Below are 13263 nucleotides of genomic sequence, written 5' to 3'. Positions count from 1 at the left end.
CGCCGTTCCCGCGCCGCCCGCGCCCGCCGTACCCGCGGCGTGGCGGTCACTGGCCGTCCACCAGTTCGGCGAAGTGGCGTTCGTTGCGCTCGGCCTGCCGTACGTAGAGCCAGGCGCCCAGCACGAAGGCCGGATAGATCAGGCCCGCCAGCACCACCCACGGCAGCGGGATGCCCAGCAGCTGGACCTCGCGCAGCTGCGGCACCAGCAGGAACAGCAGCGGCAGCCCGCCCACCACGCAGCCGAGCACCGTGCAGACGAACATGGCCAGCCGGAACTGGGTGCGGACCAGCGAGCGCATGTAGACCTCGCCCAGCCGGGTCTGCTCGTCGATCTCCCTGCTGGCGGTGTAGCGGAGGTGACGGGCGGCCATCGTGCGGGGGCTGGTCACGACCTCCCTGCGCGGCTTGTCGTTCTCCTTGCGCGCGCGGTCGCCGTCGCGGCGGAACCGGTCGATCTCCTTGCGCACCCGCTCGCGTTCCCTGCTCACTTCACCGCTCCTCGCCGGCCCGCTCGCGTTCCCTGCTCACTCCGCACGCCCCTTGCGCGCCCGCCGGACCAGCAGGTCCCGCAGTTCCCTGGTGTGGCGGCGGCTGACGGGGATCTCGGTCTCGCCGATGCGGACCACGCAGCGGCCGGAGTCGATGTGCAGCTCGTCGATGTGCTTGACCGCCACCAGGTGGCTGCGGTGCACCCGGACGAAGCCGGCCGAGGCCCAGCGCTCCTCCAGCGTCGCCAGCGAGATGCGGACCAGGTGGCTGCCCCCCGCGGTGTGCAGGCGGGCGTAGTCGCCCTGCGCCTCGACGTAGCGGACCTCGGTGCTGGCCACGAAGCGGGTCACCCCGCCCAGCTCGACCGGGATGGTGCCGGGGTCGGTCCGGCCCGGGGCGTCGCCGTCCGGCAGCTCGGCCGAGACGAACACCCGGCGGATGGCCTCGGCCAGCCGTTCCGGCCGGACCGGCTTGAGCAGGTAGTCCTCGGCCTTCAGCTCGAAGGCGTCCACCGCGTGCTCCTCGTAGGCGGTCACGAAGACCACCCGCGGGGGGTTGGCGAACTGCGACAGCAGCCTGCCCAGCACCACCCCGTCCAGCCCGCGCATGCGGATGTCCAGGAAGACCGCGTCGATCGGCCTGCCGTCGGCGATGGCCCGGTCCAGAGCGCGCAGCGCCGCCGCGCCGTCTCTGGCCAGGGACACCTCGGCGATGCGCGGGTCGGCCCGCAGCAGGTACGCCAGGTCCTCAAGGGCGGGAAGCTCGTCGTCCACCGCCAGGACACGCAGGCCGGCCACGCTCGCTCCTCCGGGTCGTTCACTACGGAATTCCCTAGAGGGTGATGAATCAGACATCAGGTGTCAACTGCATCCGCGCTGTTCAGCGTGTCCAGCTCCCTGCGGTGCCGGTGGAGCGTCAGCGCGAGCGGGACCAGGAGCGCCAGCATCAGGCTCCCTCCGATCACCGCCAGGGTCCGCAGCCCGAACAGGTCGGCCAGCAGGCCGCCCGCCAGCGCGCCGAGCGGGATCAGGCTCCACAGGAGCGTGCGGATCACCCCGAGCACCCGGCCGAACAGGTGCGGCGGGATCAGTGCCTGGCGGATCGACATGACCACGACGTTCGACACCACGGTGCCCATGCTGCCTATTACACATGAGGCCACCAGCGTCACCGTCGAAGGCGCGGCGCCGATGAGCACGAAGAAGACCGCCGGGGCTCCCATCCCCGCGGCCATGACCGCTCCCCTGGGCAGCCTGGCGGCCAGCGGCGCCGCGACCAGCCCGCCGACCAGCCCGCCCGCCGCCGAGGCCAGCAGGAACCAGCCGAACGCGGCGGGGGGCAGTTCGAGCACGTCCACCACGAACAGCACCAGCACCGCCATGACGGAGCTGAACGCCCCGGCCGACAGCGCGCCGACCAGGGTGAGGTTGCGCAGGAACGTGTGGTTCCAGAGCCAGCGCACGCCCTCGGCCATCTCCGCGCGCATGCTCGCGGGCCGCTCTCCGGCGGCGCGCTCGGCCCGGTAGTGGCCCGGCAGCAGGAACAGCAGCGCCCCGGCGAGCAGGAAGCCCAGCGAGTTCGCCAGGAACGGGAGTGCGGCGGCGACCATGAACAGCGCGCTGCCCAGCGGGGCGCCGAGGAAGCTGTCGGTGACGGCGGTGGCCGCCTCGGTGCGGCCGTTGGCCTTCTCCAGCTGGTCGCGCCGTACCACCGCCGGCATGATCGCGCGGATCGCGTTGTCGTAGAGCGTCTCGACGGCGCCGAGGGCGAGGGCCGCCGCGTAGAGCATCCACAGGGCCGCCTGCCCCGTCGCCACCGCCAGCGTCAGCAGGCCCACGACCACGACCCTGACCAGCTGGGAGATGATCATCGCCCAGCGCCGGTCGATCCGGTCCACCAGGACCCCGCTGGGGATCGCGAACAGCAGCCACGGCAGGAAGGTCAGCGACGACAGGGCCGCGACGGGCACCGGGTCGCGGGTGAGGGTCACCGCCAGCAGGGGCAGGGCGACCCGGCCGACGCCGTCGGCGAGGTTGGAGACGGAACCGGAGGAGAACAGCACCCAGAAGCGCCGCCCCAGCCCCCGCGCGGGCGCGTCACCGGAGACGGCCGCTTCCCCTGCCGGGTCGGGCGCGTCCGTGCGACTGCTGCTCATGAGTCCTCCGGATGGGGGGCGGCTCCGTCAGAATGCTCAAGAAGATAGGTGATCTTGACATATGGTTGTGCGATAACTCAACAGTTGTTGTGATATCTCCATCACCATGTGACATACCAAACAGAGCGGCGGACGGCCCGCGGCATCCCTCAGTGGGCCGGTCCTCAGTGCGCGGAGACGCCCGGGTGATACTTGGGCAGACGCACGTTGACCTTGGTCCCCGCACCCTTCCCGGTCTCCACCACCAGGCCGTACTCGTCGCCGTAGACCTGGCGCAGCCGCTCGTCCACGTTGGCCAGGCCCACTCCCCCGGCCCCCGACCTCTCGTCGGCGTCCCCGGCCAGGATGCGGCGCAGCCGGTCGGGCTCCATGCCGACCCCGTCGTCCTCCACGCTGATCCGGCACTCCGCCCCGGCGTCCTCGGCGGCGATCGAGATGCGGCCGACCCCGGGTTTGCTCTCCAGGCCGTGCCGTACCGCGTTCTCGACCAGGGGCTGCAGGCACAGGAACGGCACCGCCACCGGGAGCACCTCGGGGGCGATGCGCAGCGTCACCTGGAGCTGGTCGCCGAAGCGGGCGCGCTCCAGGGTCAGGTAACGGTCGATGGAGCGCAACTCCTCGGCGAGCGTGGTGAACTCGCCGTGCCGCCGGAAGGAGTAGCGGGTGAAGTCGGCGAAGTCCAGCAGCAACTCGCGTGACCGGTCGGGGTCGGACCTGACGAAGCTCGCGATCGTGGTCAGCGAGTTGTAGATGAAGTGCGGGGAGATCTGCGCCCGCAGCGCCCGGACCTCCGCCTCCATCAGGCGGGTCCGGGAGCGGTCGAGCTCGGCCAGCTCCAGCTGGGAGTCCACCCAGTTGGCCACCTCGTGGGCGGCCCGCACCAGACCGGCCGAGGCGCTTCCGCCGTAGGCGGCCAGCGAGCCGACCACCCGGCCGTCGGTGGTGAGCGGCACCACGACCGCGAACCGGATCGGGCACTCGGGCAGGTCGCAGGAGACGACCTCCGGCCCGAGGACCTGGGTACGGCCGTCGGCCAGGGTCTTGGCCGCGTTGTCGAAGACCTCCTGGGCGTGGTGGTCGCCCTCGCCGTCGTAGACCAGCAGCCGGTGCTCGTCGGTGATCGCCAGCGCCGGGGAGCCGAGCAGTTCCCGCAGGTGGCGGGAGGCCTTCTGGGCGCCCGCCTCGGTCAGCCCGGCCCGCAGCGGCGGGGCGGCCAGCGAGGCGGTGTGCAGGGTCTCGAAGGTGGCCCGCTCCGCCGGGCTGCTGCCCAGGTCCCGCCGTCCGCGCAGCACCTGCCACAGCACCAGGGCGGGTACGCCCACGAGGGCGACGACCAGCAGGACGGCGACGACGGGTTCCACGCTCCGGACCTTATCCGTCCCCGCCCGGCGCCGGGGACGTCATCGGGTTCCGGAGCGCGGCGGTCAGCGGGTCACCAGCCGACCTTGGCCTCGCCCGCGATGAGGGACCTGGCGATGACCATCCGCTGGACGTCGTTGGTGCCCTCCCCGATGGCCATGAGCGGCGCGTCCCGGTAGAGGCGCTCGACCACGAACTCCTGGGAGTAGCCGTAGCCGCCGTGGATGCGCATGGCCTCCATGGTGGTGCGCAGCGCGACCTCGGAGGCGAAGTACTTGGCCATGGCGGCCTCGGCGTTCACCGCGCCCGCCTCCGAGCCGACGGCCGCCCAGTAGGTGAGCAGCCGGGCGGCCTGGATCTCGGTGGCCATGTCGGCGAGCTTGAGCTGGATCGCCTGGAATCCGGAGATGGGCTTGCCGAAGGCGTGCCGCTCGCGGGAGTAGTTCAGCGCGGCGTCGTAGGCGCACTGGGAGACCCCGACGGCGCGGGCGGCGATGTTGATTCGGCCGAGCTCCAGGGCGGACAGCGCCTGCTGCATGCCCCGGCCCTCGACCCCGCCCAGCAGCCGCGAGGCCGGGACGCGCACGTCCTCCAGCACGATCTCGCAGGTCTCGGTGCCCTTGTAGCCGAGCTTGGGCAGGTCGCGGCTCACGGTGTAGCCGGGGGTGCCGGCGTCCACGAGGATCAGCGACATGCCCCGGTGGGCCGGCTCGGTGATCGAGGTCTTGACCAGGACGGGCATCGGGTCGGCGTGCCGGGCGTTGGTGATCCACGTCTTGGTGCCGTTGATCACGTAGTGGTCGCCGTCGCGGACCGCCCGGGTCTGGATGCCCTGCAGGTCCGTGCCCGCGCCCGGCTCGGTCAGCGCGATCCCGGTACGGCGGGCGCCGGTGGCCAGGTCGGGCAGGAAGGTCTTCTTCTGCTCCTCGGTGCCGTACCGGGCGATCATCCACGCGGCCAGCGAGTGCGAGCCGAGCACCCCGGCCACGCCCATCCAGCCGCGCGCGATCTCCTCGAAGACCAGGGCGAAGGAGACCCGGTCCAGGTCCAGCCCGCCGTACTCCTCGGGGATCGTGATCCCGAACAGGCCCATGCGCTTGAACTCTTCGACGATCTCGGTCGGGTAGCGGCCGGTGCGCTCCCACTCCGGGGCCACGGGCACGATCTCCCGGTCGACGAACTCCCGCAGGGTCCTGCGGAACATCCGCTGCTCGTCGTTCAGCTCGAAATCCACACTGGGTCCTTTCCGGAGCGGGCGTCGGCGGCCGTCAAGACCGGGGGACCGGGCGTCCCGGCTGGTCGCCGCGTTCCTTCAGGTAGGTCTCCGTCGGAACCATGACCTTGCGGCGGAAGACGCAGACCAGGGTGCCGTCCTGCTTGTATCCCCTGGTCTCCACCTCGACGATGCCCCGGTCCTCCTTCGACGCCGACCGCCGCTTGTCCAGCACGGTCGTCTCGCCGTAGATCGTGTCCCCGTGGAAGGTCGGGGCGACGTGCCTGAGCGACTCGACCTCGAGGTTCGCGATCGCCCGCCCGGAGACGTCCGGAACGGACATGCCGATCAGCAGGGAGTAGACGTAGTTGCCGACGACGAGGTTGCGGCCGTGGTCCGTGGTCGCCGAGTAGTTGTCGTCCATGTGCACCGGATGGTGGTTCATGGTCAGCAGACAGAACAGGTGGTTGTCGTACTCCGTCACCGTCTTGCCGGGCCAGTGCTTGTAGACGGCGCCGACCTCGAACTCCTCATAGGTGCGCCCGAACTGCATGCCTTCCCCTCTGCCACGGGTCCACGCGCCGTCCGGCGGGCACTTCGGCCGCGCCGGACCGGAACATTGTTCCAACGGGAAGGACGTTACCCTGTGCTATCCCACGTGGTCTACAACGGAGCCGCCCCGCGCTCAGCTCTTCCCCAGCGCACCGGTCCCGGCCAGCGCCAGCGTCGCCTCGGGGGTGAGCGGGTGGAACGGACCTCCCCGGACGTCGCGGTAGGCCCGCTCCAGCGGAGAGCTCCGGAAGAAGGCCGGCCCGCCCACGGTGTCGAGGGCGAGATCGACGATCGCCTTCGCCTCGCACACGGCGTGCCGCTTGGCCACCATCAACGTGATCAGGGTCTGCTCGTCCGCCGGCGGGTCCTCGCCCACCTCCTCCACCGCGGCCAGCAGCGCCCAGCGGGCCACCCGCAGCCGGGCGGCCATCTCCCCGATCTGCCGTACCGCCGTGGGACCCGGGTCCTGCGGGCGCGCGCCCAGGACCCGCAGCGCCTCGTCGCAGGCGCCCTGGGCGATGCCCAGGTAGACCGCGCTCACCACGGGCGCGAAGTGGATCACCGCGACCAGCAGCGGCCCGCTGAGACTGCCGTACGGCCGCCGCCCCACGACCTTCTCCGCCGGGACGAACACGTCCTCGAACACCAGGTCGTGGCTGGCGGTGCCGCGCATGCCCAGCGTGTCCCAGGTCTCGACCAGTGACACGCCCGGGCTGGACAGCGGCACCGTCGCGTGCAGCACCTCGGCGTCCGGGCCGGGCTCGCCGAGCACGGCGGAGGTCGACAGGACCGTGGCGACCGGCGCCTGCGAGCAGAACTTCTTGCGTCCGGTGAACCGGAAGCCCCCGTCGACCTGGACGGCCGTCGTGGTCGGGGACACCCAGTCCGATCCGCCGCTGGTGGCCATGATCAGCTCGTCCGCGGCGACGCGGCGCAGCGCTCCCTCGGCGTCGGGCGCACCCCTGCGGTGCCGCCAGCACTGCACGAGGGTGAGATAGAGGTGCATGGCCGCGGCGAGCGCGGCGGAGCCCGCGCGGCGGGCCAGCTCGCCCTCGGCCAGTACGACCTGGCGCAGGCCGGCGCCCAGGCCGCCGAACTCGTTGGGGACCGCCAGCCGAAGGTATCCGCATTCGCGCATCGCCTTGTAGGCCTCGGTCACGAAGGTCGCCTCGCGGTCGTGCTCGGCCTCGCTCGGCGCGCAGCGCAGGCCGAGCTCGGCGGCCAGCGCGACGATGTCGTCATCGGTCGGGATGGAGTTGACTGTGATGGTCATGGGGCAACGGTAGGAACGCCAGGTCACCGGCTCCTAGTACGAGATGTGTATCTGCCCGGAGCGCGGAAGCGAAGCTAGCCTGACGGCATGGGATCGTCCTACGGACAGTTCTGCCCTGTCGCCAAGGCGATGGAGCTGCTCGACGAGCGCTGGACGCTGCTCATCGTCCGCGAGCTGGTCACCGGGAGCCGCCACTTCAACGAGCTGCGCCGCGGGGTGCCGAAGATGTCCCCGTCCCTGCTGTCCAAGCGGTTGAACCGGCTGGTGCGGGCGGGCGTCCTGGAGCGCCGCCCCGACGGCGGCCGGGTGAGCTACACCCTCACCCCCGCCGGACGCGAGCTGCAACCGGTGGTCGAGGCCCTGGGCGCCTGGGGCATCCGCTGGATCCCCGAGATCGGCGACGAGGACCTCGACCCGCAGTTGCTGATGTGGGACATACACCGCAACATCGATCACGACGCCGTCCCGCCGGGCCGCACGGTGGTGCAGTTCAGCTTCCCCGACGTCGCCCCCCAGACCCGCGACTGGTGGCTGGTCATCGCCTCCGGCGACGCCGACGTCTGCGACCAGGACCCCGGCCATCCCCCGTCGGTGAGGATCACCGCCCGCCTGCGCCGGATGACCGAGATATGGCGCGGCGACCTCGCCTGGCCCGAGGCCCTGCGCTCAAGCGCGGTGGAGGTGTACGGCCCCCAGCAACTGCGCCGGGCCGTACCCGCATGGTTCAAGTTGTCGTCCTTCGCCCGGACGCCCCGGCCGTAGCCGCGCGAGGATGCGCGGCGCAGCCCGCCCGTGAAGCACGTCCGCGGCCGGCCGGGTGCCGCCCGGAGCCTCCGGCGCCTGGGGCCGCTTCGGCCCTTACGCCCTCTGACCGCCTACGCCGAACCGGGAATCGACGCCCGTCCCCGCAAAGGCGATGCCGGAACGCCGACGGCCCCGCCGGGAGGAGTCTCCCGGCGGGGCCGTCGACGATGCGTGTGTACCGGTGTGCGTGTCGCCTCTCGGCGAAAGGCACAACGCGGCTCCAGCCGAACGGTAGTCCGCGAAGGCAGTTATAGGTGAGGCCCGGGGACACTGGGCACACCGGCCACGATGTATGTAACCAGCCGACGGCGTCAGATGTTCCCGCGGTCGGTCCGGAATCCTTTCAACCTGCCGGCTCCGGCCTCGACACCCTTTCAATCCGCCGACTCCGATGGGCGGCACCCGGCCGGGGACGTGCTCCGCGGGGGGCTCACCCGCCCGGCACGCACCGCTCCAGAGCTGGTAAAGGCTCCTCGCGGCGGGCCGTCGTGGCGGGTTTGCCACGGAGATGATCCGGATAGCACGGAGAGGATCCGGACAAGGGGGTGCCGGGATGCGTCCGGCGGGGGCGGCCTCTCGAAGGAACACCCGTAGGAGAGATCACACGGAAGGCGGGAGCGGCGAGCGGTGACGACGACACGGGTCCCTGGGACACGGGCCCCCGCCGCGCGCCGGGTGCTCGGCGCGGCGGGGACGCTGCTGCTGGCCGCGATGGTCGCCGCGCAGGTGGCGACCGGGCTGCATCCGCGGCCGATCCTGCTCACCAGCGTGGTGGTGCTCCTGCTGGCGGCGAGCGCGGTCGCCTTCGCCGCGGCGGCCCACACCCTCCCCAGGGCCGTCGCGGCCTTCGCCGCCGCGGTGGCGGCCGGGTACGCGGCGGAGTGGGTGGGCGTCAGGACCGGGTTCCCGTTCGGGGACTACCACTACACCGAACTGCTGCAGCCGCAACTCGGCGACGTCCCGGTCATCGTGGCGCTGGCCTGGGGCGGCATGGGACTGGCGGCCCACGCGGTGGCGGCGGCCGCGGTGCCGGGCTCGCGCGCGGCCCGGATCGTCGTGGGCGCGGTGGCCCTGACGGCCTGGGACCTGTTCCTCGACCCGCAGATGATCCGGCTGGGGCTGTGGGTCTGGCACGAGCCGGGCCCGTACCGGGGCGTCCCCCTGGAGAACTTCGCCGGCTGGCTGGCGGTCTCGCTGGTGATGATGGCGCTGGTGGACCGCGTCGTGGCCCGGCCGCAGGAGCCGGGCACCGGGCTGGTCACGCTCTACACCGTGATGGCGGTCATGGAGACCGTCGGCTTCGCGGCGGTCTTCGACCCGCCGGACCCGCTGGTCGCCGCCGCCGGGGGGATCTGCATGGGCCTGTTCGCACTGCTCGCCTGGAGGCGTCGATGGCGGAAGTGATCGTGGTCGGGGGCGGCGTCGGCGGGATGGTCTCCGCGCTGCTGCTGGCCCGTGAGGGACATCTGGTGCGCCTGCACGAGCGCCTGCCCCGGCTGGGCGGCAAGCTCGCCGAGCACCGGCGTGACGGGTTCACCTTCTCCGTCGGTCCCTCCCTGCTGACGCTGCCCGGCGTCTTCGCCGATCTCGGCCTGGAACTCGACCTGGTGGAGCTGCGGGAGCTGTGCCGCTACCGCTTCGCCGACGGCTCGGCGTTCACCGCCTACCGCGACCCCGGCCGGACTGCCGACGAGGTGGACCGGCTGGCGCCGGGCGAGGGCCGCAACTGGCTGGCCTTCCACGACTGGGCCCGCACCTGTTTCGAGGCCTCGCGCCGCACCTTCTTCGCCGGGCCGCTGACCCGTCCCCCGGCCGAGGCCCGCCCGGCCGACCTGCTGGCGGTCGCGCCCGGCCGGACCCTGCACGGCCTGGCCCGGCGCTTCTTCACCGACCGGCGCCTGCACCAGTACGCCGGGCGGTACGCCACCTACGCGGGCTCCAGCCCGTACCGGGCCCCGGCCGCGCTCGGCTGCATCCCGGCGATCGAGCACGGCGAGGGCGGCTGGTACGTGCCGGGCGGGCTGCCGCGCATCGCCGACGCCCTGGCGGTGCTGCTGGAGAAGGCGGGCGTGGAGGTGGTGACCGGCTCCGAGGTCACCGAGGTGCTCGCCGACGGTGAACGGGTCCTGGGGGTACGGCTGGCCTCTGGCGAGCGCGAGCACGCCGACGTCGTGGTCGCCAACACCGACGCCGCGGCGCTGTACGGACGGTTGCTGCCCGACCGGCGCAGGCTGCGGCGCATCGCCGGCCTCGGCCTGTCCTCCTCGGCGTTCCTGCTGCTGGCCGGGGTGGAGGGGCGGACCGAGGGCCTGCCCCACCACTCGATCGTCTTCTCCGCCGACTACGAGCGGGAGTTCGCCGACATCTTCGACCGGCGCCGCCCGCCCGGGGACCCGACCGTCTACATCGGCTGCTCGGCGGTCGACGACCCCTCTCAGGCCCCCGGGGGCGCCGAGAACTGGACGATGCTGGTCAACGTCCCGTCCCGGGACCCCGAACGCTGGCCGATCTCCCCCGAGGCCTACCGGGACCTCGTCCTGGAGCGCCTGGCCTCCCGCGGCCACGACCTGTCGGGACGGCTCCGCTTCGTCGACCTGTTCACCCCCGCCGACCTGCGCGACCGCTACGGCGCCTGGGGCGGGTCGATCTACGGCGGCGCCTACGACGGCGTGCTGGCCCCCTTCCGCCGGCCCGGCAACCGGGGCCCGCGGCGGGGGCTGTACCTGGTGGGCGGCTCGGTGCACCCGGGCGGCGGGCTCCCCCTGGTGGCGATGGGCGGGCGCATCGTCGCCTCCCTGGTCGCCGAGGACTTCCCCCGCCGGTCCCGGCCCGCCGGAGGACACGCATGAGCCGCCAGCCACGATCCGCCGACGCCAGGGAGCACACATGAGCCGCCGGTTCCGGGGGATGCGCGTCAGGCCGCTCACCGCTTTGCAGGCCGCCGCGGCCGTCGCGGTGGCCGTACGGCTGGCCCGCGGGCGCACCCGGCTGCCGCCGCTGTCCGCGGCCCCCGAGACCCCGCTTTCCGAAACCAGGACCGAAGCAGCCGGGGCCGGGGAGATCTCGGTGGTGATCCCGGCGCGGGACGAGGAGCACCGGATCGGGGCCTGCCTGACGGCTGTCCTGGCCGATCCGGACGTCGCCGAGGTGATCGTCGTCGACGACGGCTCCTCGGACGGCACCGCGCGCCTGGCCGCCGAGCTGGGGGCGAAGGTCGTGACGGGGGCTCCCCTGCCCCCGGGCTGGGTCGGCAAGCAGTGGGCGCTGCGGCAGGGGGTCGAGGCGGCCCGCGGGGACGTGGTGGTCACCCTCGACGCCGACACGCGCCCGGCGCCCGGCCTGGCCGGGGCCGCGGCCCGCGCGCTGGAGCGCTACGACCTGCTCACCGTGGGCCCGCGCTTCGTCTGCGACGGGACCGCCGAGCAGGCGCTGCACGCCTCGTTCCTGGCCACCCTCGTCTACCGGTTCGGGCCGATCGGCCCGGCGGCGCCCCCCGCCCCACACCGGACCGTGGCCAACGGCCAGTGCACGGCCTTCCGCCGTACGGCGATGCTGGAGACCGACGGGTTCGCGCGGATCCGCGGGCACATGACCGACGACGTGGCCCTCGCCCGGTCCCTGGCCGCCGCCGGCTGGCGGGTGGGCTTCCTGGAGGCGGGCGGGCTGCTGGAGGTCGACATGCACGAGTCCGCGGCCGAGGTGTGGCGGGAGTGGGGGCGGTCGCTGCCGCTGCGCGACGTCACCTCCCCCGGCTGGCAGGCCGCCGACCTGGCGGTGGTCTGGCTGACCGCCGCCCTGCCGGTGATCCGGCTCGCGGCCGGGCGGCCCACCCGGCTCGACCTGGCCCTGCTGGCCGTACGGCTGCTGCTGACCGGGGCGCTGCGCGGCAGCTACGCCCGGCCCGGGCCCGGCGTGCTGCTGTCACCCCTGCTGGACCCGCTGACGGCGCTGCGGCTGACGCAGGCGACGCTGCGGCCGGTCCGCACCTGGCGGGGCCGTACCTACCCGGACGCCGCGACGGGCGCGGGAACGGCCTCCGCCACCGGAACGGGGACGGGCACGGACTCCGGCACCGCCACCGGCGCCCGCGAGACCACGACCGCCGGGGAGGTCACGACGGAGTCCGGGCCGCCCGCGCGGCCTGGCCGAAGCGCAGCCCGATGAGGCACATCAGCGCCCCGGTCGCGGCCACGTACCCGACCGGCGTGAACAGCAGCTGCAGGAGAGGGATGCCGAACACCCCGGCCCGCGCCCCGATCGCGAACGACCGGGTGACCAGGGCGGTCACCACCAGGACGGCCACGCCCAGCAGGAACGCGGGCGGGCAGATGACCGCGAAGCCGCCCACGAAGGTGAGGATGGACCGTCCGCCCCGGAAGCCGGCGAAGACCGGCCAGGCGTGCCCGATCATCGCCGCGGCCGTGGCGAGGTACACCGGAACGACGCTGTCACCGGTGACCACGCCGAAGCCTGTGGTGTGCGCGCCGCTGACCGTCAGGGCCGCCAGCGCGGCGAACGTGCCCTTGAGCATGTCACCCGCGAAGACGGGCACGGCGGCACGCCAGCCGAGCTGTTCCTTCATGTTCCAGAAGCCCGGGTTGCGGTCGCCGACCGCCCGGGGGTCGAAGCCGTACGCGCGGGCGACGAGCACCGCCACCGGCACGGATCCGAGAAGGTAGCCACCGATGACGGCCACGAGCACGGGGACCATAGCCTCGTTCCACCTCGTCAGGTATGCGGATCTGGGAGCCATGCGGTACATGGCGTTCGACCGGCCGGTGCTGGCGCGCACGCCGGGACTGCGGTTCTGGCGGCTGCTCGGCTCGGGCCGGGGCGCCTCGATGAGCCTGGACGCGGACCTGCGCCGCTGGGCCCTGTTCGCGGTGTGGGACGGCGAGCCGGCCCTGGACGGCTTCCTGTCCCGCTCCCCGATCGCGGCGCGCTGGAACCGGGAGGCGCAGGAGTCCTGGCACGTACGGCTGGCGCCGCTGGCCTCGCGCGGGCGCTGGGGCGGGGTGGACCCGTTCGCCACCGAGGAGGCCGGGGACATCGCGCAGACCGGGGCCGGAGCGCCCCGGCAGGCGGGGCCGGTGGCGGTGCTGACCAGGGCGTCGATCCGGCCCTCGCGGCTGGTCGCGTTCTACCGGTCGGTGCCGGAGGTGGACGCTTTGCTGCGGGAGCAGGAGGGCTGCCTGGCCTCGGTCGGCGTCGGGGAATGGCCGCTGGCGCGGCAGGCCACGTTCTCGCTCTGGCGCGACGCCGCGGCGGTGCGGGACTTTGCCCACCGCGGAGGGGCGCACCGGCGGGTGATCGGCCGGACCCGTTCCGGCCGCTGGTACTCCGAGGAGCTGTTCGCCAGGTTCGCCCCGTACGGCAGCGCGGGCACCTGGAACGGGACGGACCCCCTCGCCTGAAC

General features: G+C 73.2%; 13 protein-coding genes. 5 read left to right on the top strand and 8 right to left on the bottom strand.

The genetic code is table 11. The features are described 5' to 3' along the window. Positions 1-46 precede the first annotated feature (46 nt). The 7 genes from Psi01_RS16670 to Psi01_RS16640 all read right to left on the bottom strand — a co-directional run bounded on the left by Psi01_RS16670 (position 47) and on the right by Psi01_RS16640 (position 7043). Positions 47-490 carry a hypothetical protein gene (locus Psi01_RS16670; protein ID WP_204064937.1) on the bottom strand — a complete coding sequence of 148 codons (444 nt, stop codon included), beginning with the start codon at positions 488-490 and terminating at the stop codon, positions 47-49. A 36-nt stretch (positions 491-526) separates the two neighbouring features. Beyond that, positions 527-1288, bottom strand: coding sequence for a LytR/AlgR family response regulator transcription factor (locus tag Psi01_RS16665; RefSeq protein WP_204064936.1), 762 nt, complete (start codon positions 1286-1288; stop codon positions 527-529). 56 nt (positions 1289-1344) lie between these two features. Beyond that, on the bottom strand, positions 1345-2646 hold the full coding sequence (locus tag Psi01_RS16660; RefSeq protein WP_204064935.1) for an MFS transporter: 1302 nt from the start codon (positions 2644-2646) through the stop codon (positions 1345-1347). A gap of 164 nt (positions 2647-2810) precedes the next feature. Continuing rightward, complete coding sequence (locus tag Psi01_RS16655) at positions 2811-4007, bottom strand: sensor histidine kinase (RefSeq protein WP_204064934.1); 1197 nt, start codon at positions 4005-4007, stop codon at positions 2811-2813. Between the two features lie 71 nt (positions 4008-4078). Beyond that, entirely contained in the window at positions 4079-5239 is a 1161-nt protein-coding gene (locus tag Psi01_RS16650) for an acyl-CoA dehydrogenase family protein (RefSeq protein WP_204064933.1), read from the bottom strand. A gap of 34 nt (positions 5240-5273) precedes the next feature. Next, positions 5274-5771, bottom strand: a complete 498-nt coding sequence (locus tag Psi01_RS16645) for a MaoC family dehydratase (RefSeq protein ID WP_204064932.1) — start codon at positions 5769-5771, stop codon at positions 5274-5276. Positions 5772-5903: 132 nt separating this feature from the next. Then, positions 5904-7043, bottom strand: coding sequence for an acyl-CoA dehydrogenase family protein (locus tag Psi01_RS16640; protein WP_204064931.1), 1140 nt, complete (start codon positions 7041-7043; stop codon positions 5904-5906). An 87-nt stretch (positions 7044-7130) separates the two neighbouring features. Between Psi01_RS16640 and Psi01_RS16635 the strand changes: the two genes are divergently transcribed. From Psi01_RS16635 to Psi01_RS16620, 4 genes are all read left to right on the top strand, one after another. After that, on the top strand, positions 7131-7805 hold the full coding sequence (locus Psi01_RS16635; protein ID WP_204064930.1) for a winged helix-turn-helix transcriptional regulator: 675 nt from the start codon (positions 7131-7133) through the stop codon (positions 7803-7805). Positions 7806-8474: 669 nt separating this feature from the next. Further along, positions 8475-9251, top strand: a complete 777-nt coding sequence (locus Psi01_RS16630) for a carotenoid biosynthesis protein (protein ID WP_239127771.1) — start codon at positions 8475-8477, stop codon at positions 9249-9251. Further along, positions 9239-10696, top strand: coding sequence for a phytoene desaturase family protein (locus tag Psi01_RS16625; RefSeq protein ID WP_239127770.1), 1458 nt, complete (start codon positions 9239-9241; stop codon positions 10694-10696). Before Psi01_RS16630 ends, Psi01_RS16625 begins: the two co-directional genes overlap by 13 nt. Before the next feature lie 37 nt (positions 10697-10733). Then, entirely contained in the window at positions 10734-12011 is a 1278-nt protein-coding gene (locus Psi01_RS16620) for a glycosyltransferase family 2 protein (RefSeq protein ID WP_204064929.1), read from the top strand. Here the strand turns inward: Psi01_RS16620 and Psi01_RS16615 are convergent. Beyond that, positions 11959-12558, bottom strand: coding sequence for a glycerol-3-phosphate acyltransferase (locus tag Psi01_RS16615; protein ID WP_204064928.1), 600 nt, complete (start codon positions 12556-12558; stop codon positions 11959-11961). The genes Psi01_RS16620 and Psi01_RS16615 overlap by 53 nt on opposite strands. Before the next feature lie 40 nt (positions 12559-12598). Here Psi01_RS16615 and Psi01_RS16610 point away from each other — a divergent pair, with 40 nt between their 5' ends. After that, the gene (locus Psi01_RS16610) at positions 12599-13261 is read left to right on the top strand and encodes a spheroidene monooxygenase (protein ID WP_239127769.1); all 663 of its coding nucleotides are present in this window, start codon (positions 12599-12601) and stop codon (positions 13259-13261) included. Positions 13262-13263: the final 2 nt, after the last annotated feature.

The sequence above is a fragment of the Paraplanobispora siamensis genome, from assembly GCF_016863175.1.
In the GTDB taxonomy this organism is placed as follows: domain Bacteria; phylum Actinomycetota; class Actinomycetes; order Streptosporangiales; family Streptosporangiaceae; genus Planobispora; species Planobispora siamensis.
Note: the sequence above shows the minus strand (reverse complement) of the source record. Positions and strands in the feature narration are given on the sequence as shown.